The sequence below is a fragment of the Candidatus Pelagibacter sp. IMCC9063 genome, from assembly GCF_000195085.1.
Lineage (GTDB): Bacteria > Pseudomonadota > Alphaproteobacteria > Pelagibacterales > Pelagibacteraceae > IMCC9063.
This window is the reverse complement of the sequence record NC_015380.1, coordinates 569,993-593,864: the sequence shown is the minus strand read 5'-3', so window position 1 is coordinate 593,864 and position 23,872 is coordinate 569,993. Positions and strand designations below refer to the sequence as shown.

Annotated in this window: 23 protein-coding genes and 2 pseudogenes; 13 read left to right on the top strand and 12 right to left on the bottom strand. The window is 30.9% G+C overall.

Annotated elements, in window-relative coordinates; all coding sequences use genetic code 11:
- Positions 1-46: 46 nt before the first annotated feature.
- On the top strand, positions 47-1,459 hold the full coding sequence (gene tldD, locus SAR11G3_RS03130; protein ID WP_013695308.1) for a metalloprotease TldD: 1,413 nt from the start codon (positions 47-49) through the stop codon (positions 1,457-1,459).
- Here the strand turns inward: tldD and SAR11G3_RS03125 are convergent.
- Complete coding sequence (locus SAR11G3_RS03125) at positions 1,456-2,172, bottom strand: RsmE family RNA methyltransferase (protein ID WP_013695307.1); 717 nt, start codon at positions 2,170-2,172, stop codon at positions 1,456-1,458. The genes tldD and SAR11G3_RS03125 overlap by 4 nt on opposite strands.
- A gap of 16 nt (positions 2,173-2,188) precedes the next feature.
- Here SAR11G3_RS03125 and SAR11G3_RS07885 point away from each other — a divergent pair.
- The 7 genes and pseudogenes from SAR11G3_RS07885 (at position 2,189) to SAR11G3_RS03090 (ending at position 9,822) form a co-directional block, all read left to right on the top strand.
- Positions 2,189-2,862 (top strand): annotated as a pseudogene (locus SAR11G3_RS07885) (haloacid dehalogenase type II).
- A gap of 19 nt (positions 2,863-2,881) precedes the next feature.
- Complete coding sequence (gene ubiA / locus SAR11G3_RS03115; protein WP_013695304.1) at positions 2,882-3,739, top strand: 4-hydroxybenzoate octaprenyltransferase; 858 nt, start codon at positions 2,882-2,884, stop codon at positions 3,737-3,739.
- Complete coding sequence (locus tag SAR11G3_RS03110) at positions 3,732-5,051, top strand: TldD/PmbA family protein (RefSeq protein ID WP_013695303.1); 1,320 nt, start codon at positions 3,732-3,734, stop codon at positions 5,049-5,051. The genes ubiA and SAR11G3_RS03110 overlap by 8 nt, the downstream gene beginning before the upstream one ends.
- Positions 5,051-6,784 (top strand): ABC transporter ATP-binding protein, encoded by a 1,734-nt coding sequence (locus tag SAR11G3_RS03105; RefSeq protein ID WP_013695302.1) that lies wholly within the window; start codon positions 5,051-5,053, stop codon positions 6,782-6,784. The genes SAR11G3_RS03110 and SAR11G3_RS03105 overlap by 1 nt, the downstream gene beginning before the upstream one ends.
- A gap of 5 nt (positions 6,785-6,789) precedes the next feature.
- Positions 6,790-8,025, top strand: a complete 1,236-nt coding sequence (locus SAR11G3_RS03100; RefSeq protein ID WP_013695301.1) for a 3-deoxy-D-manno-octulosonic acid transferase — start codon at positions 6,790-6,792, stop codon at positions 8,023-8,025.
- Positions 8,025-8,957, top strand: a complete 933-nt coding sequence (gene lpxK, locus SAR11G3_RS03095; RefSeq protein ID WP_013695300.1) for a tetraacyldisaccharide 4'-kinase — start codon at positions 8,025-8,027, stop codon at positions 8,955-8,957. The genes SAR11G3_RS03100 and lpxK overlap by 1 nt, the downstream gene beginning before the upstream one ends.
- On the top strand, positions 8,944-9,822 hold the full coding sequence (locus SAR11G3_RS03090) for a lysophospholipid acyltransferase family protein (RefSeq protein WP_013695299.1): 879 nt from the start codon (positions 8,944-8,946) through the stop codon (positions 9,820-9,822). The genes lpxK and SAR11G3_RS03090 overlap by 14 nt, the downstream gene beginning before the upstream one ends.
- Here the strand turns inward: SAR11G3_RS03090 and SAR11G3_RS03085 are convergent.
- From SAR11G3_RS03085 to SAR11G3_RS07340, 4 genes and pseudogenes are all read right to left on the bottom strand, one after another.
- Complete coding sequence (locus tag SAR11G3_RS03085) at positions 9,819-10,619, bottom strand: M23 family metallopeptidase (protein WP_013695298.1); 801 nt, start codon at positions 10,617-10,619, stop codon at positions 9,819-9,821. The two genes, SAR11G3_RS03090 and SAR11G3_RS03085, sit on opposite strands and share 4 nt — an antisense overlap.
- Positions 10,612-10,794, bottom strand: a complete 183-nt coding sequence (locus SAR11G3_RS03080) for a DUF2093 domain-containing protein (protein WP_013695297.1) — start codon at positions 10,792-10,794, stop codon at positions 10,612-10,614. Before SAR11G3_RS03080 ends, SAR11G3_RS03085 begins: the two co-directional genes overlap by 8 nt.
- Positions 10,791-11,582 (bottom strand): annotated as a pseudogene (xseA, locus tag SAR11G3_RS03075) (exodeoxyribonuclease VII large subunit); the annotation flags it as partial. The gene SAR11G3_RS03080 and the pseudogene xseA, both read right to left, overlap by 4 nt.
- Before the next feature lie 47 nt (positions 11,583-11,629).
- Positions 11,630-11,986, bottom strand: coding sequence for an exodeoxyribonuclease VII large subunit (locus SAR11G3_RS07340; RefSeq protein ID WP_013695295.1), 357 nt, complete (start codon positions 11,984-11,986; stop codon positions 11,630-11,632).
- 23 nt (positions 11,987-12,009) lie between these two features.
- Here SAR11G3_RS07340 and purD point away from each other — a divergent pair, with 23 nt between their 5' ends.
- A complete protein-coding gene (gene purD / locus SAR11G3_RS03070) occupies positions 12,010-13,272 on the top strand; it encodes a phosphoribosylamine--glycine ligase (protein WP_013695294.1) in 1,263 nt (420 codons plus the stop codon).
- A 3-nt stretch (positions 13,273-13,275) separates the two neighbouring features.
- Here purD and SAR11G3_RS03065 read toward each other — a convergent pair whose 3' ends face one another.
- A complete protein-coding gene (locus tag SAR11G3_RS03065; RefSeq protein WP_041862347.1) occupies positions 13,276-13,734 on the bottom strand; it encodes a nucleoside deaminase in 459 nt (152 codons plus the stop codon).
- On the opposite strand from SAR11G3_RS03065, the gene SAR11G3_RS03060 reads away from it, so the two are divergent.
- Both SAR11G3_RS03060 and rsmD read left to right on the top strand, forming a co-directional pair.
- On the top strand, positions 13,735-14,475 hold the full coding sequence (locus tag SAR11G3_RS03060) for a pseudouridine synthase (protein ID WP_013695292.1): 741 nt from the start codon (positions 13,735-13,737) through the stop codon (positions 14,473-14,475).
- Entirely contained in the window at positions 14,450-15,013 is a 564-nt protein-coding gene (rsmD, locus tag SAR11G3_RS03055) for a 16S rRNA (guanine(966)-N(2))-methyltransferase RsmD (protein WP_013695291.1), read from the top strand. Before SAR11G3_RS03060 ends, rsmD begins: the two co-directional genes overlap by 26 nt.
- Here the strand turns inward: rsmD and SAR11G3_RS03050 are convergent.
- Genes SAR11G3_RS03050 through SAR11G3_RS03025 form a run of 6 tightly spaced genes read right to left on the bottom strand, consistent with a single transcriptional unit; the run spans position 15,003 to position 21,546 of the window.
- Positions 15,003-16,232: a glucose-6-phosphate isomerase gene (locus SAR11G3_RS03050; protein ID WP_013695290.1), complete on the bottom strand. Its 1,230-nt coding sequence runs from the start codon at positions 16,230-16,232 to the stop codon at positions 15,003-15,005. The genes rsmD and SAR11G3_RS03050 overlap by 11 nt on opposite strands.
- Complete coding sequence (locus SAR11G3_RS03045; protein WP_013695289.1) at positions 16,233-16,556, bottom strand: DUF3035 domain-containing protein; 324 nt, start codon at positions 16,554-16,556, stop codon at positions 16,233-16,235.
- Complete coding sequence (gene lspA, locus SAR11G3_RS03040; RefSeq protein ID WP_237697299.1) at positions 16,553-16,975, bottom strand: signal peptidase II; 423 nt, start codon at positions 16,973-16,975, stop codon at positions 16,553-16,555. Before lspA ends, SAR11G3_RS03045 begins: the two co-directional genes overlap by 4 nt.
- A gap of 52 nt (positions 16,976-17,027) precedes the next feature.
- Positions 17,028-19,781, bottom strand: coding sequence for an isoleucine--tRNA ligase (gene ileS, locus SAR11G3_RS03035; RefSeq protein WP_013695287.1), 2,754 nt, complete (start codon positions 19,779-19,781; stop codon positions 17,028-17,030).
- The gene (locus SAR11G3_RS03030) at positions 19,778-20,680 is read right to left on the bottom strand and encodes a bifunctional riboflavin kinase/FAD synthetase (RefSeq protein ID WP_013695286.1); all 903 of its coding nucleotides are present in this window, start codon (positions 20,678-20,680) and stop codon (positions 19,778-19,780) included. The genes ileS and SAR11G3_RS03030 overlap by 4 nt, the downstream gene beginning before the upstream one ends.
- Positions 20,671-21,546, bottom strand: a complete 876-nt coding sequence (locus SAR11G3_RS03025; RefSeq protein ID WP_013695285.1) for a TIGR01459 family HAD-type hydrolase — start codon at positions 21,544-21,546, stop codon at positions 20,671-20,673. The genes SAR11G3_RS03030 and SAR11G3_RS03025 overlap by 10 nt, the downstream gene beginning before the upstream one ends.
- Before the next feature lie 120 nt (positions 21,547-21,666).
- On the opposite strand from SAR11G3_RS03025, the gene groES reads away from it, so the two are divergent.
- Both groES and groL read left to right on the top strand, forming a co-directional pair.
- A complete protein-coding gene (gene groES / locus SAR11G3_RS03020; protein ID WP_013695284.1) occupies positions 21,667-21,957 on the top strand; it encodes a co-chaperone GroES in 291 nt (96 codons plus the stop codon).
- 27 nt (positions 21,958-21,984) lie between these two features.
- Positions 21,985-23,652 carry a chaperonin GroEL gene (gene groL / locus SAR11G3_RS03015; RefSeq protein ID WP_013695283.1) on the top strand — a complete coding sequence of 556 codons (1,668 nt, stop codon included), beginning with the start codon at positions 21,985-21,987 and terminating at the stop codon, positions 23,650-23,652.
- The last annotated feature ends 220 nt before the right edge of the window (positions 23,653-23,872 follow it).

The window sequence follows — 23,872 nt, the reverse complement described above, 5'->3', positions numbered from 1 at the left end:
AAAAAGTATACAACTTAAACAAAAATAAAAAAAAATTATAGAAATAATGAGTACTTTTTTTAAAGATACAGACCTTACTCGACAAGAAGCTGACCGTCTGGTGTCAGAAACTCTAAAAAATTGTGATGATGGTGAGCTGTTTTTTGAAAGCTCTAAAAATGAGTCGTTTGTTCTCGACGACAACAAGATAAAAAATACTAGTTACGACACCTCTTTAGGTTACGGATTAAGAGCTGTTACTGATGATGTTACTGCCTATTCACATTCGAATGAGATTTCAAAAAAATCTCTTACTGAGGCTTCTAAGAGTTTGCTTTCAAGTTTAAAAAATAAAAATGGAAAAATTTCTACCTCTCCACAAAGATCTAATTCTAAAATGTATTCTGACGTTAATCCAATTGAAGCAAAACCATTTGGGGAAAAAGTTTCTATTTTAAAAAATGTTGACGAATATTTGAGAAAAAAAGATTCTTTAATTAAGCAAGTTTCTGCATCTATCTCAGGTGAGTATCAAGAAATTGAAATTATAAAATCAGATTCACAAAGCTTTCAGGATGTCAGGCCCTTAATAAGATTTAATGTTACTGTTATGGTTGAGAAAAACGGTCGAAGGGAAACTGGATCCTACGGAACAGGCGGGCGGATGAATTACGATGATTACATTGCGAATAATGATTGGAAAAAAGTTTGTGATGAAGCTTACCGACAAGCTATGATTAATTTGGAAAGTAAAGAGGCTCCTGCCGGGGAAATGAAAGTTGTATTAGGACCTGGATGGCCTGGAATTTTATTACACGAAGCAATCGGTCATGGATTGGAAGGAGATTTTAATCGAAAAAAAACTTCAGCTTTTCACAATCTGATGAATCAAAAGGTAGCAAGTGAACATGTCACAATAGTAGATGATGGAACAATCTCTAACAGAAGAGGGTCTATTACAATTGATGATGAAGGAACTCCTTCTTCCAATACGGTTCTTATAGAGAATGGAATATTAAAAAATTATATGCAAGACAGACTTAATGCTCGTTTAATGAAAACAACATCCACTGGAAATGGCAGAAGAGAAAGTTTTGAATGTGCACCAATGCCAAGAATGACCAATACTTTTATGCTTAACGGAAAACACTCCCAGGAAGATATGATCAAATCAGTAGACAAGGGTATCTTTGCAGTTTCATTTGGTGGTGGGCAAGTAGATATAACAAATGGAAAATTTGTTTTTTCATGCACAGAGGCATATGAAATTAATAATGGAAAAATAGGTTCTCCGGTGAAGGGTGCTACAATTATTGGAAATGGGCCGGACATTTTAACTAAAGTATCCATGGTTGGAAATGACATGAAGCTAGATCCGGGAATTGGAACTTGTGGAAAAAATGGGCAATGGGTTCCTGTCGGTGTTGGTCAGCCTTCTATATTGGTAGATGAAATAACCGTGGGTGGAACTCAACTTTAATTTAATAAGAAATTTAGCAAAACTAAACCTGCTATTGCAGCAGTTTCAGATCTTAAAATATTTTTGCCTAATGAGAAACTTTTAAACTTAACATTTTTTAAAATGATCTCTCTTTCTTTTGGGGAAAAATCTCCTTCAGGACCTATAAATAAAATATAGTTTTTACTCTTATCTTCTATGAGTTGGGTTAAATCATTATTTTTAGAGCTAATATCCCCAAACAAAACCACATCCTCTTTTTTCAAGAAATGTAAAAATTCTTCTAAATTTAAAGCACTTAATACCTGAGGAATATGTAGTTGATCTGACTGTTCGCTAGATTCTATAATAATTTTTTTTAATCTATTTTCATTAACATTCCTGACAATAGTATGGTCTGAAATGACAGGGATAAAACTTTTTAACCCCACTTCTGTGCATTTTTGAATTAAAAAATCTAGTCGTTGTCCTTTGAGTGGACAAAAGGCTAAGGAAATATTTGAAGGCTTAGACTGATCTCTCTGTTTTGCATGAACTTGAATGATTGTTTGTTTTTTTTCACTCCCAGCAACTTTTCCAAGGAATTCTCCATCTATTCCGTTGAATAACAATAATTCATCTCCACTTTTTAAACGCATCACATTCGATATATAATGAGACTGGTCCTTACCTAGTTCAATTTTATTATTTTCTTCTAGTCTTTCACTCAGAAATATTCTAATTTTTTTCTGCATAAATTAAACTGTATATATGAAAAGTAAAATTACAAATATCAAAGTCTGCGCTTTTGATGCTTATGGCACGTGTTTTGATATTAATTCTGCCGCTAAAGTTATTAAAAATAAAATTGGAAAGTCATGGCTAGCGTTTTCAAATACTTGGAGAGCTACCCAGCTTGAATATACATGGTTAAGAAGCTTAATGAGGAATCATGCTGATTTTTGGAAAATTACTAAAGATTCTTTAAATTACGCAATGAAAGAACACAATATTAATAAGAAATACACAAATGAACTTTTGAAACTTTATAAAGAGTTAGAGGTGTATCCTGAATTAAAAGAAACACTTTTATATCTAAAGAAAAAAAAATAAAAACCTGTATTCTTTCTAATGGCACTCCAAAACTATTAGATCAGCTGACAAAAAAAGCAAAAGTAGAAAAGCTCTTTGACTCTCTAATCTCTATTGAAAAAATAAAAATTTATAAGCCCGACCCAAGAGTGTACAAACTCGTAACAAATAAATATTCTTGCAAACCAAGTGAAGTTTGTTTTTTAAGCTCTAATAGTTGGGATGTGGTAGGATCAAGATCGTTTGGATTTCAGTCTATATGGGTCAATCGTATAAATAAAAATTTTGATGTTTTGGACTTCAAGCCGAAAAAAACTATTTCTGACTTAGCACAGTTAAAAAAATTAATTTAATAGGCTGCAATTGTATCTAATGAGAAAATATTTTAAACTTATTCGCTTAGATAAGCCTGCTGGTATTTTTCTACTTTTTTGGCCTTGCGCCTGGGGCCTTGTTATAGCCAACTCTAGTATCAATAATGACATATTATTTTACAAATATTTAATTTTATTTTTTTTTGGATCTGTTCTGATGAGAAGCGCTGGTTGCGTATATAATGACATTATTGATCGAAAAATAGATCAAAAAGTAAAACGAACTAGTGCAAGGCCTGTAGCCATAGGAAGTGTTTCAGTTTCTCAGGCTTGGTCTGTAATTTTTTTATTAATTTTTTTATCTTTAATTATACTTTTTCAATTTAATTTAAATTCTATTATTTTTGGACTAAGCTCTGGAATTTTGGTTGCCATCTATCCTTTTATGAAGAGAATAACTTACTGGCCTCAATTATTTTTAGGTATTACTTTTAATTGGGGTGTGATTTTAGCCTGGCTTGCTTTTGAAGGCGAATTTTCTTTTGCTCCTGTATTATTATACATCTCGGCAATTTTATGGACTTTAGGCTACGACACTATTTATGGGATGCAGGATATTAAAGATGATCTCAAAATAGGGATTAAATCTACATCAATTAAATTTGAAAAAAAAATAAAATTTTTTTTATTATTTTGCTACCTGACTTCGATTAGTTTTTTATTAGTTTCACTAAAAGTCTTAAATACAAATATTTATACCTATATATTGGCAATATTGTCCTCTGGAATCTTATTTTTTCAAATTTTGGTATATGAAAAAGACAAGCCAGAAAAAAATTTTAAATTATTTGCATTAAATAATTATTATGGTTTATCTATCTTTTTGACGTTAATGGTAACAATAAACAATGATTAAAGACAAAGCATTTTTAGAAAAAATCTCTCAATTTTGTCTAGATAAGGCAAAAAAACTTGGTGCAACAGATTGTGAGATTGCCGTTGGCAATTCTATCTCAGAAAGTATTTCTTATCGTAATAAGCAAGTTGAACAATCTGACAGATCCGATAATTTTTCTATTGGCCTAACTACATATATTGACAATAAAAAATCTAATGTGTCATCCTCCAATATAAAAAAGGATGATATTTTCGAACTGATTGAAAGATGTATCGCAATGACAAAAATAACTCCTGAAGATAAATATTCTTCTATGCCCAAAGAAAGTTTTCTAGCGACAAAGGATATTTCTTTAAATTTATTTGACAAAATAGAGCTCGATAATAACTATAAGATTAATTTTTTACAAGAAATGGAAGAGGAAGCCTTTTCTAATAGCAAAATTACTAATTCAAATGGATGTTCTTTTTCAGAGGCAAAGTCTAATTTTATTCTAACTAATAGTTTGGGTTTTTCAAAAGGGTATGAAACCTCCATGTTCTCCGCTGGTTGTGCGGTAGTGGCTGAAGACAAGGGATTAATGGAAACAGACTATGAATACTCAACAAAAAGATTTTCAAATGAGTTACTAAACTCAAAAAAAATTGGATCTTCGGCTGCTAACAGAGCAGTCAGGCGGCTTAATGCAAAAAAAATAGAAAGTACAAAAATTCCAGTTATATTCGATAAGCGTATTTCAAAAAGCTTATTGTCAAGTTTTGCTAGTGCAATTTCAGGCTCCGCATTCTCGAGAGGAACCACTTTTTTAAAAAATAAACTAAAAGAGGAAGTTTTTTCAAGTTCCATAAATGTATTTGATGACCCTTTAATTCAAAAGGGTTTGGGATCTCAGCCTTTTGATTCTGAGGGAGTGACTAGCAATAAATTGTCTTTGGTTGAAAATGGAAAATTGCAAAATATTTTTTTAGATACCTACAATTCTAATATTTTAGGAGTAGAAACTAATGGCAGAAGTGGGGGTAGCACAAATTTATATTTTGAAAATGGAAAAAATACACTTAAGGAAATAATTCAAGCACAAAAAAAAACACTTTATATAACAGATCTAATTGGTCGTGGTTCTGACACAATTACTGGAGATTATAGCGTGGGTGCTTCTGGTATTCTTATAGAAAATGGTGAGTTAGGATATGCCGTTAACGAAATAACAATTGCAGGAAACCTTTTGGATATGTACAAAAATTTAGATTTGGCTAATGATCTTGAATTCACTTACACTACCAATGCCCCTTCTATAATTATTAATCAAATGACTATTGCTGGTAAATAATGGACAAAATAGAGCTAATTAAAAGAATTTTTAGAACACAAGTTAAAAGATACATATCTCAAATTTTAGTAATTTTTTTATTTATTTTTATCTCTGCTATAGCGACTGCTGGTGTGGCCTGGTTACTAGACCCAGCTATTAAAAAAATATTTATCGAAAAAGATGTAACATTATTATTTGTAATACCTGGCTTAATTGTCTTGGCTTTTGTGATTAAATCAATTTCAATTTACATCATAAGAATTAAAACAATTAAAATTTCATTTAACGTTACTAAAAATATTCAAATTCTTATGGCTGAAAAGATTTTAAAATCTGATACGGCTTTCTTGGCTAATAAACATTCTGGAAGGTTTATTTCCAATTTTACAAATGATACGCAAATCCTATTAAACGTAATTAATGGTACGGCAATTTCAGTAATAAAAGAGTTCGTTACACTCATTGCTCTAATGAGTCTAATGTTCTACCAAAATTGGAAATTAAGTATTTTAGCAATAATAATGATTCCTGTGGCAGGCTACTTTTCAAAAAGAATTGGTAAAAAAATGGGTAAAATCGTAAATCAAAGCTTGCAAGCTAGCGAGGTATTTACAAAATTTTTATCTGAAATTCTGAAGGCTACCTCTGTTATTAAAATTTTCCAGAAAGAGGACGAGGAATTAAATAAATTTAGGAAAGTTATAGAAAATAGAATCGACAAATTGACCAGGGTTGAAAGAACTAGATTTGGTGCCAATCCAATTATGGAAACAATTACAGGAATGGCTATTGGTATTGTTGTTTTGGCAGGTGGCTATTTAAGTATTCGAAATGAAATTGAAATAGGTAGTTTCTTTTCATTTTTGACCGCTCTGATGCTTGCGTATCAACCAGTCCGAGCCTTGTCCGGTGTTAATATTGCAATCAATGAAGGACTTACCGCAGCACAAAGAATTTATCAACTCCTCGATAACAAAGATAATATTTCTGAAAATTCTAATAAAAAAGATTTAATTATTCAAAATAAAGATATCCAATTTAAAGATGTGGGCTTCCAATACCCTGATGGCACTCAAGCAATAAAAAATCTTTCTACCAAAATTAAAGGAGGCCAAACAACTGCACTAGTAGGAAAAAGTGGTTCTGGAAAATCTAGCTTTATCAATCTTATTCCAAAACTTTACAATATTAATAACGGATCCATTACTATCGATTCGCAAAATATTAATGAAGTCAGTCTTGCTTCTCTTCGAAAAGAAATTGCTGTTGTTTCTCAAGAGGTAATTTTATTTGACGATACTATTGAAGCTAATATAGCGTATGGAAGAGTAGATGCTACCAAAGAAGAGGTAATTTTAGCTAGCCAAAATGCAGCTGCGGATGAGTTTATTCGAGAACTTCCAAATGGCTACGACACTATCGTTGGAGAAAATGGTGTAAAACTATCAGGGGGCCAAAAACAGAGAATATCTATTGCTAGAGCCATGCTAAAAAATAGTTCTATTATTTTATTAGATGAGGCCACATCTGCTTTAGATTCGGAGTCAGAAGCAAAAGTTAAACATGCCATAGATAATTTAATTAAAAATAGAACAACAATTGTTATAGCTCATAGACTATCTACTATTAAGAATGCTGATAAAATCATTGTTCTTTCCGAAGGGTCCTTGGTTGGGGAAGGAAATCATGAAGAGCTTTTGGCTGAATCGGATACTTATAAAAAATTATACACTCAAGAAATTGCTGGCTAGTTTCTATGCTTACTTTTTATATATACGCAAGTTACGTATTTCATTTTTTTGCTAATATTTTTTTAAATATAAGAGTTTTAAAAAAAAAAGAACACCCAGTACGATTTAAAGAAAAGTTAGGATTATATGAAGTTAAAAATAATAATCCGACAGTATGGTTTCACGCTTCTAGCCTAGGCGAAATTAAATCTGTGGTACCATTAATTTCTTACTTTAGTAAAAATAAAAATTATAAAATATTAATTACTACAGTCACTCTCAGTTCTTCGGAATACTGCCATCAAATATTCAAACACACAGAAAATATTACTCATCAATTTGCTCCCCTTGATACCCCCATGATAGTAAAAAAATTTTTAGATCACTGGAAGCCCCAAATATCTATTTTTGTAGAATCTGAAATTTGGCCTAATCTTATTTTGCAGACCAAAAAAATATCTAAATTAATTTTGCTAAATGCAAGGTTGTCTAACAAGTCATTCTCAAGATGGAAATTAGTAAAAAAAGTTGCTCAAAAACTTTTGAACCAATTTAATTCAATTACAGTACAAAGCAAGGAAGTTAAATCTTTTATAGAATTTTTTGGCATAAAAAATGTAAATTTTTTAGGAAATCTTAAATTTATCTCTCCTGACAATATTTCAAATAACAATAGTTTTGTTTTTAAAAAAGCAGCTGAAAATTCGTGGGTAGCAATGAGTATTCACAAGGGAGAAGAAACTTTTATTATAGAGACGGTCAAAAAAATTAAAAAAGAACAAATTGAATCTCAGTGCATTTGGATACCTAGGCATCTTAATAAAATTAAAGAATTAACAGATATAATTAAAGCTAACAATCTAACCTACCAATTAAAAAGCAAAGAAGCTCTACCGCTTGCAAGTAAAGACTTTTATATTGTGGATTCTTTCGGTGATGCTGGAGAAGTTTTTAAAAAAATAAATCTAGTTTTTTTGGGAGGATCAATAATTCCTCATGGGGGTCAAAATCCTCTAGAGCCAGCAAGAGAGGGATGTTATTTATTTCACGGTCCTAACATTTACAATTTTACTGAAATTTTTGAATTTTTAACAAAGAATAATGTCTCTAAGCTTGTAACTTCCGAGACATTGCTATCACAAGAATTAATTTCAAATTTTAAAAACATCAAAAATAATGATAAACTTAAAGCAATTATGAAGGAATACAGTCAAAAAATATTGCTGGATCACATCAATTATCTTAACTCTTTCATTAAATAATGAATCTTAACAAGCCTGCCTTTTGGGATTCTAAGCAAGTATCTCTATGGGCTATGCTACTGTTGCCTGTGACAGCATTGTACTGCTTAATCTTAGCTGCAAGAAGAGTGATTAAAAGCTCTAAGAAATTCAATATCAAAACTATTTGTATTGGAAATATTTACTTAGGAGGAACTGGAAAAACCCCTTTAGCAATTAAGATGGCCTCTCTATTGCAGGACAAATTTAATTTAGTAATTGTTAAAAAAGAATACTCAGATCAAAAAGATGAGATAGCTATGATCAAACATAATTGTAAAGTCATTACTCACAAATCACGATCATCAGCCATCGAACAAGCTATAAAAGAAAATTACAATCTTGCTATAATGGATGATGGATTTCAAGATGAGGAGATTAAAAAAGATGTCTCTATTCTGTGCTTTAGTTCAGCCCAATCTGTAGGAAATGGATTCGTAATTCCTAGTGGTCCTTTAAGAGAGAGCTTAGATAGAATTAAATTTTCAGATATTGTGTGTATTAATGGAGATTTGAATCCTGAGTTAGAGAAAAAAATAAAATTTTACAAAGAGGATATAAAAATATTTTACTCAACTTATCATTTATTAGATGAAAATTATTTTAAAGGTAAAAATTATTTTGTATTTTCTGGGATAGGAAATAATATTAATTTTTTAAATCTTTTAAAAAAAAACAAAATTAACGTAAGTGATTATAAATTTTTTCCTGATCATTACGATTATAGCGATCATGATATTAGTAAACTCAAAAATCATGCTCTAAAAAATAAGTTACATTTACTAACAACAGAAAAAGACTATTCGAGACTTAGCGAACAAAATAAAGAAAATATAGAGCATGTTAAGATTCAATTAATTATTAATGATGAAGAAAAGCTAGTGAAGCAAATTATGTCTTATGAAAATAATTAAATATTTTTTTGAATTTATTATTATAATTTTTTTATTTTTTGTATTTAAGTTATTGGGTAGAAAATTATCTTCTGATTTAGCGTGTCTAATTTCTAATTACGTAGGATTTAATTTTAGATCTAAAAAAAGAATATCAACTAACTTTAAAAAAGCCTTTCCAAGACTGAGTAAGGAGGAAGAAAATAAATATACTAGAGAAATGTGGTGTAATTTTGGAAGAACTTTTGCTGAATATGTTTATTTAAAAGAATTTAGAGAGAATAAAAAAAATCATATAGTAATTAATGGTAGTGAAATTCTAGACTTAATTAAATCAAGCAATGTACCTACAGTTTTTGTTTCGGGTCATTTTGCTAATTTTGAATTAATGGCAATGGAGCTAGATAGAAAAAATCTTAACATAGCTGCTATTTACCGACCTTTAAATAACTTTTTTCTTAACCCGCTAATGGAATACTGGAGAAAAAAATATATTTGCAATTTTCAAATTCCAAAAAAAATACCTGGAAAGAGTGCTGATGGTACTCGTCAATTTATAAAAGCTATTCAAATTCAAACTAATATAGCGGTAATGGTAGATCAAAGCATTACACAAGGTAAAAGGATTGATTTTTTTGGTGAAAAGGCATTTACCACTTCGATACCTTCTCAATTAGCCCTAAAGTACAATTATCAAATTGTTCCCATTGCCATTAGAAGAGTGAAAAAGTACGAATTCACTATGGATATTTTTAATCCTATTTCTATAGATAAAAAAAAAGATGATGAACTTTCTATTGGAAAAAAAATTAATGAAAAAATAGAAGAGATAATTTTAAAAAATCCCGGGCAGTGGATATGGACTCACAACAGGTGGAAAGTCTAGTTTTTTAAAGCCAGCTCAGGATCTAGAGCTATTTGTTTCCAATAAATTCCAAAATGCAAATGATCTCCCGTTGATCTTCCTGTAGATCCCATGGTTCCTATCACCTCCCCCTGTGAAACTTGCTGACCCTTGTTTACATTTAGAGAATTAAGATGATAATATACTGATGTTATGCCATGCCCATGATCAATACCAATTGTACCACCAGTAAAATATAAATTTTTTTGGGCAAGGGTTACAAGTCCTTCTGCCGTTGCTAGAATACTAGTACCTTTTTTATTTGCAATATCTAATCCCATATGGGGCCTTCTAGGCTTTCCATTTAAGACTCTTTGACTTCCGTATTTTCCTGAAGTAATTCCAGTTGTTGGCTTCAAAAATTTAGAATAAAAGAATTCATTATTAGAATTTACGGATCTCATTTGATTGAAAAAAACCTGTTCTTTTTTAATTCGTTCTAGTGCTTTTTTTCCTGGTGTAACCATTTTTTTTGGCAGTCCATTAATTTTTTGGATTAAGAAATCCCTTTTTTCAATTTTTTTATTAAAAATTTGAGATCCTCCCTTAGTTAAAACTTTAATTTCAATATCTTTGGTCCTTCCTTTTTTAATACCAAAAATAAAGTAACCATTTTTTGAAACTTTTAATTTTTTTTTATCTAAAAACAATTTACTATTAAAAGAAGTTTTTCCTTTGATGATTCCTCCTTCGGTAAATTTTCCAAAAAACTCAATACCAAGTGCGCCTGTGTTTAAATAAAACAATACAAAACAAGATAAAAATATTTTTTTAATCATTTGAAATTTTTTTAGCTACTTCTATTGGAGAAGAATACGCCTCTTGCAATTCAACACTCCAATACCTCAAATCTTGCAAGTCAATTTTTTTTTTGGATATAACACAAAGAACATAATTTCCTTGAGTGATAACATCAAAACCACCTGCATAATATTTTAACTTAGCTTCTTTCATTGTTTTTTTTGTATTTTAGCAGTTAATACCCCATCGCAAAACTCAATATTTACAAGATGCTCTTTGTTAACATTGCTAGATTTTATTATCTTTTTGTCTTTAGCGCCTCTTACTATTGCAAATCCTCTTTTTAAAACCTTTTGAATACTTAAATTATCCAATCTTAAAAAATAATTATTAATTTTTACATTTTTTTCTTTTATTAAATTGTGAGCAAAATATTGTAAGTTTTTAGATAACATCAGTAATGTTTTTTTATTATCTTTAATAAAATTTTCTAATGATTTTTTATTTAAAAACTTACTCAGGCCATGAAGCTCTTCATTTGCACTTTTAAACACTAACTCAATAGTAAATTTTAAATTTTTAAATAAATCATTAAGTTGTCTTTGTAAATTTCTCATTTCGGGTACTGCCATTTCTGCTGCTGCAGTTGGAGTTGCGGCTCTAACATCAGCGACAAAGTCCAGAAGAGTAAAATCTGTTTCATGTCCAATAGCTGATATAATTGGAATTTTAGATTGAAAAACTGCTCTAACTACATTCTCGTCATTAAAGGGAAGAAAGTCTTCTGCCCCTCCACCACCCCTTGCAATAATGACAAGGTCCACATCGGAATGATTGTTAAAAAAATTAACTCCTAGGACAATTTCTTCTGCAGACTTAGCGCCCTGAACTGAAATTGGAAATAATTCTAAATGTGTAGAAAATCTATTTTTAATACGATCCACAATATCCATAATAACGGCTCCTGTGGGAGATGTAATCACTCCAATTTTTTTTGGAAGAAACGGTAGTTTTTTTTTATGCTGATCATCAAATAAACCCTCATCTTTTAATTTTTTTTTCTTTGCTCAAAAATTTTTAGTAGGGCTCCCTCGCCTTGGGCATCAATTTGATCAACTTGTAACTGGTAATTAGAAATACTTCCCTTGGCGTAAGTAGTTAGCTTACCTTGGGCAAATACTTCCATTCCTTCTTCTGGCTTCATATTTAAAAATGGGACGTTTCTTGACCAGCATACAGAATTTAAAACAAAATTCTCGTCCTTGAGTGAAAAATAGTAATGACCTTTAAAATCTTTAACCTTTGATATTTCACCCTTAACTCTTATCAAGCCAAAATTATCTTCTAAAATACTTTTGGTTAAGTTAGTAATCTCCGATACTGAAAACTCTGGAATATTTTGCATTATAATATACTAAATATATTAACATGAACGTAGCTGTAATTGGAAGTGGTGGAAGAGAACATGCTCTTTGTTTTAAATTGAGCTTATCCAAAAAAATATCTAAACTTTTTTGTATTCCCGGCAATCCTGGAACCGATTCTATCTGCGAAAATATAGAAATTGATCCTTTAAATTTTGATTTGCTTTATTCAGTTTTGTTGAAAAAGAATATTTCGACCGTAATAGTAGGTCCTGAAATTCCTTTGGTTAAGGGGATTGTCGACTTTTTATCTGAAAAAAATATTTTTACATTTGGCCCTAGTAAAGAAGCTTCTCAGCTTGAGGGATCAAAAGATTTTATGAAAAAACTATGTAAAGATTTTAATATTCCTACTGCGGAATATGAAAGTTTTGACAATCTTTTAAAGGCACAGGATTTTATTAAAAAATCCAAACATCCGCTTGTTATTAAGTCAGATGGTTTGGCTGCTGGAAAGGGTGTTACCATATCTAACAATGTAGAAGAATCTACTAAATGCGCCAAAGAAATATTAGAAGGAAAATTTAAAACATCTAGTAAAGTGGTTATTGAAGAGTTTTTGGAGGGTGAAGAAGCTAGCTACTTTGTCATTACAGATGGAGAAAATTATTTACCCATTGGCACTGCTCAAGACCATAAAAGAATTGGTGAAAATGATACCGGCCTTAACACAGGGGGAATGGGCGCATACTCTCCATCATTATTAATTACCAATGATATGCAAGAAAAAATAAATAAAAAGATTATTGAACCAACTATAAAAAGTCTTAATACAATTGGCTGTTCTTTTGTTGGAATATTATATGCGGGGTTGATGATAAAAAATAATGAACCAAAACTTATAGAATACAATATCAGGTTTGGGGATCCCGAATGCCAAGTAATTATGATGAGATTAGAAAACGATTTACTTGATTTAATTCTTTCAGTAAAAAATAAAAATTTAGATGATCAAAAAATTTTTTGGAAAAAAGACCCTTGCATTACAGTGGTAGCTTCAGCGAAGGGTTACCCAGAAGAATATCAAACTAAAACGCATATTAAAAATTTAGAGAATATTGAGAATAATTTTACACAACAACTTTTCCATGCTGGAACTATAGAGGTAGATAAAAAAATTTTAGCTAATGGTGGTAGAGTTCTCAACGCAACTGCGGTAGCGTCTAGCTTGCAGGAGGCAAGAGATAAAGCTCATCAAATGTTAGATCTTGTGGATTGGGAAGATAAATACTTTAGACGAGATATTGCTTGGAGAGCAATTAGGTAAATACTATTTTCTTTTTTGTTTAAAAAAATCAACCAATATTTTGGAAAACTTATTTTCTTCAAAGCCATAGTAAAAAGAAAATTTATATTTTAAGTATTTGGAGAAACCCAATTTTGGACCATTAATCAAACCTCCACTAGCTTTATCTTCGGCGCAGAAATAAATATTTCTCAGCTGCGAAAAGGCAATGGCTGACGTACACATAACACAAGGTTCAAGTGAACAATAAATATCCATGCCGTCTAGTCTTTTTTTGTTTAAAAATTTAAGCGCTTTTCTAATAACCAATATCTCCGCGTGTGCTAATGGGTCTTTGTTGCGAATAGATAGATTGTGAGCTCTGGCAATAATTTTTTTACTCTTAGGATCTACAATTATAGCACTAACTGGCACTTCGTTTCTCTTTATTGCTTGGTTGCACAATTTCAATAGAGTATCTATGTAGAGTTTAAAACTATTCATATGAAGAAAGAATTACCTGAAAAAGTTAGAATTTCAAAATTTTTAGCATCTTACAATGTAGGATCTAGAAGAGAAATCGAACGAATGATTGAAAATGGGAGAATTTACTTAAACGGAGAGATTCTTACCACACCTGTTCATTTTGTGAATAAGACTGATTCTATAAAGTTAGATGGTAAATTGTTGCTTTTCAAAAAATTCAAACAAATTTATAAATTTTACAAACCAACTGATTGTATCTGTTCTAAGAATAAACAAGATGAGAGAAAAATTGTTTACGATCTCCTTCCAAAAAGATTTAAAAATTTTATTTTTGCGGGTAGATTGGATGTAAACTCTGAAGGACTGCTGATTGTTACCAATGATGGAGAGGTGGCAAGAAGTCTGGAGCTGCCGAAAAATAAATTTGTAAGAAAATATAGAGTACGAGTCTATGGAGTTTGTGAAGAGCAAAAAATTGACAATTTGAGCAAAGGAAGAAAGATTGATGGAATTCAATATAGACCATTTAATTATAAGCTATTTAACAAAGATAAAAAAAATTTCTGGATAGAAATGGAACTAAAGGAGGGAAAAAATAGAGAAATAAGAGAATTGATGCGGAGTATTGATTTGCGAGTAAACAAACTTACCAGATTAGAGTTTGGACCTTTTAAAATTTCCAACTTAAAACCTGGTGAAATAAAAACAGCTGAACCTAAAGAAATAAGACAATATGAGGATTATCTCCGGAAAATTTAAAAAACAAAAGCTTATATTGCCAGACCCCAAAATTACCAGGCCTCTAAGAGACTATGTAAAAGAGAGTTTGTTCAATTTGCTAGTACACTCTCCTTTATTACAATTCCAGTTTGGAAAAAGTTCTATTCTTGATATTTTCTCTGGTAGCGGTTCTTTTGGAATAGAATGTTTATCACGAGGCGCTTCACATGTAACATTTATAGAAAATGATAAAAAATCATTTGAAGTACTAAAAAATAATATTCAAAATTTTTCAATTCTAAATGAAGGTAACTTAATTTTTGGAGATTTTTTAAAAATTCAATTAGACTTTTCTTTAACAAAACCTAATTTGATATTTTTAGACCCACCTTTTCAGTTTAAATTTTTGAGACAAGTATTTGAAAAGTTATCTGAAAATAAGAAAAATTTGTCAGATTCTATAATAATGATTCATTACGAAGAAGGAGAGAAATTTAATTTTAGTGATTACCTAGATGAAATTTTAAGAAAAAAATATGGTCGATCCATTGTTCTTTTTGGTAAAATTAAGAACTAAAAGTATTTACTTTAATTTGTTCAACTGCTGGCTGGTCGTATGGATTTAAATTTTGAGCATATCCAAGAATTACTGTTTCTAAAATATTATAAGAGAAAAGTTCAAAAATATTTGAAATTTTATCACCTGTGCTAGTCACGATTCTATGAGGAATTTTTAAATTTTTAAAAGTTTTAATAACACCTAAAAACTGTGATTTTAAAAGGTCGTTGGGGGTTTTTGTTTCAATGCTGCCTAACCCTAAAGAAGAAAATTTTAAAGAGTCTTCTGTTAAAAGAGGTTGGTAAATATTAAATAATTTGTTTTTGGATCCATCGATAAACAGCTGCATTAAACTATGATGATCTTTTGGGCAAATAGAGGTCATTGGAGTAAGAGCTTTTTCATTTTTTCCCAAACTTTCTGCAAACAACTGGTGAAACCAATAAGAATAGTTTTTTAAAGTATAATCGTACAAAAGATTAATATTGTAATTTATACCGTATCGTTCTTGTAAGGTTAATATGACCGCCGCATTAATCGTTGGATTGGTATCATCCTCTAGATTTTTTTTTGTTAATTTTAGAACTATAGACTGAGCGCTATTAGAAATTGTATCAGGATCAAAATCAAATAAAATCATAGAAGTCTCTGAAAAAACAGAGAATCTTCCTCCAATTTTTTTATTATGATGAATTATTTGAAGATTATTTTTTCTAGCAAAATCACTTAACATGCTTTGGGATTCTTCCGTTATAACAATTACATGTTTTACAATTTCTTCAATCCTAGATATTTTTAGCAAATACTGGAACAGCAAATTACACATTGCTAAAGTCTCGAAAGTATTCCCAGATTTTGAAATAATATAAATTGTAAAGTCTTTTAAATTATAATTCATAAAAAAATTCTGAAGATATGCGGGATCGTAATTATCGAGAAAAAAAACATTGCCTTCAATACGCATGTTGATTGCTTTGGCTCCCGCAGAAGATCCTCCCATACCAACTACTAATTGGTATTTTTTTTTAATAATTTTATCTCTAATTAATTTTGTTGAATTCTGGTAGTTAAGAGTAAAGGAGTTAAAGATTTCATTAGACTGTTCTTTTATTTCTTTAGATACTTTTTCAGAGGCTACACTGCAAAGATCTATATTTTTTTTATACTCTTCTGTAGATTTTAAATTGTATCCCATGCTTCCATCAACAAAATATTCTAGATTAATATCAAGACTCATTTATTTGATTTGTTTTAAAATATCATTTTCAATACTTCTTGTATTGCTAGGAACGTTTGCACTAGAAGATTTTTTTTGACTACCAAGGCTTTTGTCAAAAATTGATTTTAGAGAGCTAGTAGGCTCTTTATTTTCGTTAATCTTAGCATTGCTGTCAGGAGGTAAAATATTATAATCTGGAGGCAAAGTTAAAGGATCTCTTTTTTCAATCAAAAACTCGTTAGGAACATCTTTTTCTAAACCTAGCGTTTTCTTAACAGATGTACATGAGCTAAGACCAAATATAAGCAACAGTACGATGATAAATAAATTTTTATTGTTCATTTGTTTTTTAAGAAAAAATCACTTAATATTAATAATAAAATCCCTACAGAGATTATAATATCCGATACATTAAACACAAACCAGTGAAAATCCAAATAATGCAAGTCTATAAAATCTGGTACTGCATTATAAACAATTCTATCAAACCAATTTCCTAACGCCCCTCCAATTATAAGGGCTATTGATATTTTTTCGAATTTTCTGTTCGATCTAAATAGCCAAACTATTAGAAATATAATAACTAAAAAAATTAAAAAACTAAACGCATGATATGTGTAACTGTCGCTTTCAAAAATACCAAAGGCCATTCCGGTATTCCATAATAAAACAAAGTTTAAGAATGAATTAAAATAGTAACTATCAGATCCATGAGTTAAAAAAAAATTAATTACATAGTTTTTGCTTGTCCTATCAGTCAAAAACGTAATTATAATAATAACTAAAAAAATCCAATTTTCTTTTATTCTTTGCTTAATTAATTCCACAATTAGACCGGTCGCATTTATTAGGTAAAATTTTCCAACAGTGTGGGCACTTAAATCCCTCTGCTTTATTTACAATAATTTTTAAACTTTCTAATGAACTGTTAGCTATTTGAAAGTCTTCAAAATTTAAATTTTTTTGATTTAATGAGCTACTAGAACAAATGAGTAGCTCTGAAAGATTGATCTTATTAAAATTAAACAAGTGCTTCTCGTCTAAAGAAATATGCACATTCGTATCAAGACCAGACCCAACTAATTTTTTATTTCTTTTTAATTCAATTGCATTGTTAACTTCTGATCTTATTTTCTTTAGAAAATTCCACTTCTCTTGAACTTTTTCATCAACCCACTCTTGGGGAAATGTCCCAAAATCATGAAGAAAAATACTTTCTTTAAATTTTTCTTTTTTTACAATTTGATATATTTCTTCACATGTAAAAACTAGGATTGGGGAAAGCCACTTTAAGAGAAATCTTGCTACAATTGAAAGAACTTTTGTACAATTAATTCTTTTGGCAGAATCTAGATCATCGCAATACAAACTGTCTTTTCGAATATCGAAGTAGAGAGCTGAAAGATCAATAGTGCAAAAATTTAATATATCTATAAAAATTTTATGGAAGTCGTAGCTTTTGTTCAAATTTTTAAACTCGGAATCTAAAGATGAAATTTTATGCAAAATATATTTTTCAATTTCTTCACACTCTGAAAGCTTTACTGTTTCTTCTAAATTTAATTGGTCATTTAAATTACCTAGCAAAAACCTAAAGGTATTTCTAATTTTTCTATAAGATTGAGAGTGTTGTTCTAATATTGCATTGTCAATTTTTAAATCATCTGAGTAATCAGATGCGATCACCCAGAGTCTTAGGATATCCGCGCCGTATTTTTTAATTACTTCATCTGGAGAAACTACATTCCCTAAAGACTTAGACATTTTCTGCCCCTTCCCATCCACAACAAATCCATGACATAGAATGCTTTTATAGGGTGCTTGACCTCTAGTACCGCACGATTGTAGCAAAGAGGAATGAAACCAACCTCGATGCTGATCTGATCCTTCAAGGTACATGTCTGCAGGCCATTTTAAATCTTTTCTTTTTTCAAGAACATAAGAGTGGCTAGAACCACTATCAAACCAAACTTCCACAATATCGTTAACTTTTTTATAATCTTCTCTTTTATATTTTGGTCCTAAGAACTCTTCATCTTTTTTTACAAACCAAGCATCGCTTCCTTCTTTTAAGAAAATATTTTCTATTCTCTTAAATACATCCTCATCAATTAATGGCTCATGCGTTTTTTTATTTACAAAAATGGGTATTGGAACTCCCCAGAATCTTTGGCGTGAAATACACCAGTCTGGTCTTGTTTCAATCATAGATCTTAATCTGTTTTGACCGACAGGGGGGTAAAACTTTGTGTTGTCTATAGCTTTTAAGGCAACATTTCTTAAATCATTAGACTCCATAGAGATAAACCACTGAGGCGTTGCTCTATGAACCAATGGAGCTTTAGATCTCCATGAATGAGGGTAGCTATGTACTAAAGTTCCAGACCCTAAAAGTTTTTTATTAAGGTTCAGCTCTTCGATAATAATTTTATCAGCTTTAAATATATGAATACCCTCAAATTTTTTGATTACATTTGTGTAATGGCCATGATCATTTATTGTATTTTCTGCTTTGATATTATTTTTTAATCCTAAATTAAAGTCATCAGGTCCATGACTGGGAGCAATATGAACAATTCCCGTTCCCTGCTCTAATGTTACAAAATCAGCTTCTAACAATGGAACATCAAAATCGTATCCATACAATTGAAAAGGATGTGAACATTTTACATTCTTAAGATTAGATCCTAGAAATGATTTGATAATTTTAAAATCTTCGATTTCACAAGAATTCATCACCTCACTTATTAATTTGGTAGCAAGAACAACTGTGTCTTTTTCTCCATGCTGTGTGACTTCAACTAATGAATACTCATAGTTACTACTAAATGCTAAAGCCCGATTGCAAGGTATTGTCCATGGTGTAGTTGTCCAAATAACAACTTTCACATTGTCTAAACTTTCAAATGTTCCTTGGATGGGAAATTTAGTAAAAATAGTATTAGACTTATGATCTGCATATTCAACTTCTGCATCCGCTAATGCAGTAGCCTCTACCACGGACCATAGAACTGGCTTAAAACCATTATACAAACCTCCATTTTTTAAGAATTTTAATATCTCAACTGCGATTTGTGCTTCCGCCTCCGTGCTCATAGTGGTGTATGGATTATTCCAATCGCCCTCTACACCCAATCTTTTAAATTGTTCTTTTTGTTTTAAAATCCAAGAGGATGCAAAATCTCTACATTCTTTCCTAAACTCAATAATAGAAATATTTTTTTTATCCTTTCCTTTTTTTTTAAATTCTTCTTCTATTTTCCACTCAATGGGTAAGCCATGGCAGTCCCAACCTGGTACATAAACTGCATTTTTTCCAAGTAATTGCTGATACCTAATAATTACGTCTTTTAAAATTTTATTAAGCGCAGTTCCAATGTGAATATTGCCATTGGCGTAAGGGGGTCCGTCATGAAGAATAAATTTTTCTTTATCTAGAGATTGAGATCGTTGCTGCTCATATAAATTTATATCACTCCACAGCTTTAGAAACTCTGGCTCTTTCGTTGGCAGATTTGCTTTCATTCCCAATTGGGTTTTAGGAAGATTTACTTTTGTTTCGCTCATTTTTTAAGAATTTCTTTTGCAGTTGTTATATCTTTTTTTATCTGTCTAATTAATAAAATTTTATTTTTAAAACTCTTTTCATTTCTTAACCTCTTTACAAATGCAATCTCGGCGAATTGCCCATAGAATGAAGGTATTTTTTTAAATAAATTTATTTCTAATACTAGCTTGTTTCTAGAAAATGTTGGGGCTAAGCCAAAATTGGCAACACCATTATAAATTTTATTCTTAATCTTAGCTTTAACTGCATACACTCCTGTTTTTGGAGCAATATTGTTTTTAATGATAATGTTGGCAGTTCTAAACCCCAGCTGCCTTCCAACTTTTCTTCCTGGTATAACTTTTTCTCTAATGCTCCAATTTCTTCCCAGTAAGCGACCTGCAAGATCCACATTGCCTTTCTCTATAGCAAGCCTGATTCTGGTCGAAGATATCTTGGTTTTGTTTTCTTTAGCTAAGCGTAAATCACTTACCTTAAAGTTATGTACTTTTCCAAACTTTCTTAATAAAGCAATATTACCTTTTCTTTTATTTCCAAACCTAAAATTTTTACCTACTATAATGTGAGCTGGATTTAATTTTTTAATCACAATTTCTGTAATAAAATTTTCTGCTGATATCATTGAAAATTTTTTGTTAAATTTGCAAATAAAAACAAAATCTACGTCATTTTTTTTAATTAAATCAACTTTCAAATCGTCAAGCGTTATACGAATATTTTTTTTATTTTTTTGAAAGAATTCATAAGGTAGGGGAGCAAAGGTAATAACGCCAAATTTCTGTTTATTACGTTTTGCAATTTTTTTTCCTAACTTAAAAATACTTTGATGACCTTTGTGAACTCCATCAAAGTTTCCAATAGCAATAACTGCATTTCTAACAATTTTATTTAATGCCATGCTAACTCTTCTTGAAAGTAATTAATCTTGACATTTTTTAAATTAACAGAATCTCTTAATTGGTCAAAATTGACAGTGCCATCTCTAAAAAAATCCTTATAAATACCGTTTAATATCAAAACAGAATCTAAATTAAACAAATTAGCTCCCTTGATATCAGTTTTTATATTATCTCCAATTACTAGTGTGTTAATTTCTTTTTTGTCTTTAAAATCTTTATGGGCTCTAACTTTTTTTAAAGCAAAACTATATATATCTGAATAGGGCTTTCCAAAATAGCGAACCATTCCCCCTTCTTGTTTGTACTGGTTGGCTAACGCTCCTGCGCAAAATATTATCTTTTCTCCTCTTGCGGCTACCTCGTCTGGATTCGCACAAATGAGCGGTATCTTTTTATTTAAGAAAAAATCTAATAGAATTTTATAATCTTGTAATGTCTCTTCTTCATCCGACACAAGTCCTGTGCAAATAATTTCATCGCATTCTTCTTTGCTAGTTAGTGCAACATTTAAATCTTTAAATAAATCAATATCTTTAGTTGGGCCCAAATGGTAAAAATTTTTTTTACTAGAATTTAGCGAAATGTATTCTCTAGTTATGTCACCAGAGGTAACTAAAAAATCATAACAAGAACTCTGAAGGCCGATAGTTTCCAAGAATACTTTAACTACTGCTGAAGGTCTTGGAGCGTTTGAAATTAAAACAATTTTTTTATTTTGTTCTTTAAGTTTTTCTAATACCTTTAATGCTTCTGAATAACACTGCACACCATTATGAACAACTCCCCATAAATCTACAAAATAAACATCATACTTGTCAGATATTTTACTTATTCCTTTAAGTTTTTGAGGCTCGTTTGAGTTCATACAAAGGTATTTACAATAAAGCCTTTGAAAAACATAGGTTTTTAGGTTTTTTAGGGTCTTGAAATTTTATAATTGATAGTCATATAACAACCCACAATTAACGATACAAGGAGCATTATTATGAAATTTAGACCTTTACATGACAGGGTATTGATAGAATCCCTGGAAAGCGAAGAAAAAACAGCTGGTGGAATCATTATTCCAGATACAGCAAAGGAAAAACCTCAGGAAGGCAAGGTAATTGCTGTTGGACCTGGAGCAAAGTCAGAGGATGGCAAAGCTATTCCTATGGATGTTGAAGTTGGTGATCGAGTTCTTTTTGGAAAGTGGTCAGGCACTGAAGTTAAAGTGGATGGCAAAGAATATAGCATCATGAAAGAAAGTGACATCATGGGCGTGGTAGGAAAATAATATTAAATAATTTAGGAGGAAATAAAAATGGTAGGTAAAATAGTAAAATTTGATACTGAAGCTAGAAATGCAATGCTAAGAGGTGTTGATATTTTGGCGAATGCAGTAAAAGTTACTTTGGGTCCTAAAGGACGTAACGTAGTAATAGATAAATCATATGGAGCACCAAGAATTACAAAAGATGGTGTTACTGTTGCAAAGGAAATTGAGCTTGAAGATAAATTTGAAAATATGGGAGCTCAAATGGTTAAGGAAGTTGCTAGCAAAACAAATGATGAAGCTGGTGATGGAACTACGACTGCAACTGTTTTAGCGCAAGCAATTGCAAAAGAAGGTTGTAAATTTGTTGCGGCTGGAATGAACCCAATGGATTTGAAAAGAGGAATGGATCTTGCGGTTACAGCTGTAATCCAGAGAATCAAAGATAACTCCAAAAAAGTCAAAACCACCGAAGAGATTGCTCAAGTTGGAACAATTTCTGCAAATGGTGAAAAAGAAATTGGAGATATGATTGCTAAAGCAATGCAAAAAGTTGGTAACGAAGGAGTTATCACAGTTGAAGAAGCTAAAGGTCTTCAAACTGAACTTGATGTGGTTGAAGGTATGCAATTTGATAGAGGATTTTTATCTCCATACTTTATTACTAATGCGGATAAAATGACTACAGAGTTAAATAATCCTTTGATTTTATTGTGCGATAAAAAATTATCAAACTTACAATCAATTGTTCCTTTGTTAGAATCTGTAGTTCAAGCTTCTAGACCTTTGTTGATTATTGCTGAAGAAGTTGAGGGAGAAGCTCTTGCAACTTTAGTGGTTAATAAATTAAGAGGCGGTCTAAAGGTTTGTGCTGTTAAAGCACCTGGATTTGGTGACCGTAGAAAATCAATGTTAGAAGACATTGCCATTCTTACAGGTGGACAAGTGATTTCTGAAGATCTTGGAATTAAACTTGAAAACGTAACTATTAAAGACCTTGGTTCTTGCAAGTCTATTAAAGTAGATAAAGACAATACTACTATTGTAGATGGCTCTGGTAAAAAAGCTGACATTGAATCAAGATGCGCTTCTATCAAAAAGCAAATTGATGAGAGTACTTCTGATTATGATAAAGAAAAACTTCAAGAGAGACTTGCTAAATTAGCAGGGGGAGTTGCAGTTATTAAAGTTGGTGGTGCAACAGAAGTTGAAGTTAAAGAAAGAAAAGACAGGGTGGATGATGCATTAAATGCTACCAAAGCAGCAGTACAAGAAGGTGTTGTTACAGGTGGTGGATGTGCATTACTTTATGCTCTGGATGCTCTTGATACCATTAAGGTTAAGGGTGATGATCAAAAAGCTGGTGTTGAGCTAATTAGAAAAGCTCTACAGGCTCCTATTCGACAAATTATTAACAATGCTGGTGTAGATGCATCAGTAGTTGTTGGTAAATTGCTAGAAGGTAAAAAAGGTAATTATGGTTATGATGCTCAAAATGAAGAGTACGTAGACATGATTGCTAAAGGAATCATTGATCCCACTAAAGTGGTAAGAACTGCTTTGCAAGATGCTGCATCTATTTCTGGATTGTTAATTACAACAGAAGCAATGATTGCAGATAAGCCTGACGATAAAGATGCTGGTCCAGCTGGTGGTGGTATGCCTCCAATGGGTGGTATGGGCGGTATGGGCGGTATGGGTGGAATGGGAATGTAATCCCCTTCCAAACAGTCTAGTTACCTAGAAAAATTTAAACCCTCGGAACAAAAATTTCGAGGGTTTTTTTTTTACTAAAAAAATGTAGGATAATTAAGTTATGATGATGACAAATTTATTACTTTTTTTAATCTTAGTTACACTTTTGAGTTATTATCTAATACCCTGGGAAAACTTTACTAAATCACCTTTTACATTTTTAGTAAAATTTTGGTTTAAA

Coding starts and splice junctions, on each gene's coding strand:
- SAR11G3_RS03125 (WP_013695307.1), bottom strand. CDS start 2,172: ATGCAGAAAAAAATTAGAATATTTCTGAGTGAAAGACTAGAAGAAAAT.
- SAR11G3_RS03050 (WP_013695290.1), bottom strand. CDS start 16,232: ATGAGTCTTGATATTAATCTAGAATATTTTGTTGATGGAAGCATGGGA.
- SAR11G3_RS03030 (WP_013695286.1), bottom strand. CDS start 20,680: ATGGCATTAAATAAAATTGTTAGAAATGCAGTTATTGCTATTGGAAAC.
- SAR11G3_RS03065 (WP_041862347.1), bottom strand. CDS start 13,734: ATGAATAGTTTTAAACTCTACATAGATACTCTATTGAAATTGTGCAAC.
- groES (WP_013695284.1), top strand. CDS start 21,667: ATGAAATTTAGACCTTTACATGACAGGGTATTGATAGAATCCCTGGAA.
- SAR11G3_RS03025 (WP_013695285.1), bottom strand. CDS start 21,546: ATGAACTCAAACGAGCCTCAAAAACTTAAAGGAATAAGTAAAATATCT.
- SAR11G3_RS03060 (WP_013695292.1), top strand. CDS start 13,735: ATGAAGAAAGAATTACCTGAAAAAGTTAGAATTTCAAAATTTTTAGCA.
- SAR11G3_RS03110 (WP_013695303.1), top strand. CDS start 3,732: ATGATTAAAGACAAAGCATTTTTAGAAAAAATCTCTCAATTTTGTCTA.
- SAR11G3_RS03080 (WP_013695297.1), bottom strand. CDS start 10,794: ATGAAAGAAGCTAAGTTAAAATATTATGCAGGTGGTTTTGATGTTATC.
- SAR11G3_RS03105 (WP_013695302.1), top strand. CDS start 5,051: ATGGACAAAATAGAGCTAATTAAAAGAATTTTTAGAACACAAGTTAAA.
- purD (WP_013695294.1), top strand. CDS start 12,010: ATGAACGTAGCTGTAATTGGAAGTGGTGGAAGAGAACATGCTCTTTGT.
- SAR11G3_RS03045 (WP_013695289.1), bottom strand. CDS start 16,556: ATGAACAATAAAAATTTATTTATCATCGTACTGTTGCTTATATTTGGT.
- groL (WP_013695283.1), top strand. CDS start 21,985: ATGGTAGGTAAAATAGTAAAATTTGATACTGAAGCTAGAAATGCAATG.
- SAR11G3_RS03100 (WP_013695301.1), top strand. CDS start 6,790: ATGCTTACTTTTTATATATACGCAAGTTACGTATTTCATTTTTTTGCT.
- ileS (WP_013695287.1), bottom strand. CDS start 19,781: ATGAGCGAAACAAAAGTAAATCTTCCTAAAACCCAATTGGGAATGAAA.
- tldD (WP_013695308.1), top strand. CDS start 47: ATGAGTACTTTTTTTAAAGATACAGACCTTACTCGACAAGAAGCTGAC.
- rsmD (WP_013695291.1), top strand. CDS start 14,450: ATGAGGATTATCTCCGGAAAATTTAAAAAACAAAAGCTTATATTGCCA.
- ubiA (WP_013695304.1), top strand. CDS start 2,882: ATGAGAAAATATTTTAAACTTATTCGCTTAGATAAGCCTGCTGGTATT.
- SAR11G3_RS07340 (WP_013695295.1), bottom strand. CDS start 11,986: ATGCAAAATATTCCAGAGTTTTCAGTATCGGAGATTACTAACTTAACC.
- SAR11G3_RS03085 (WP_013695298.1), bottom strand. CDS start 10,619: ATGATTAAAAAAATATTTTTATCTTGTTTTGTATTGTTTTATTTAAAC.
- lpxK (WP_013695300.1), top strand. CDS start 8,025: ATGAATCTTAACAAGCCTGCCTTTTGGGATTCTAAGCAAGTATCTCTA.
- SAR11G3_RS03090 (WP_013695299.1), top strand. CDS start 8,944: ATGAAAATAATTAAATATTTTTTTGAATTTATTATTATAATTTTTTTA.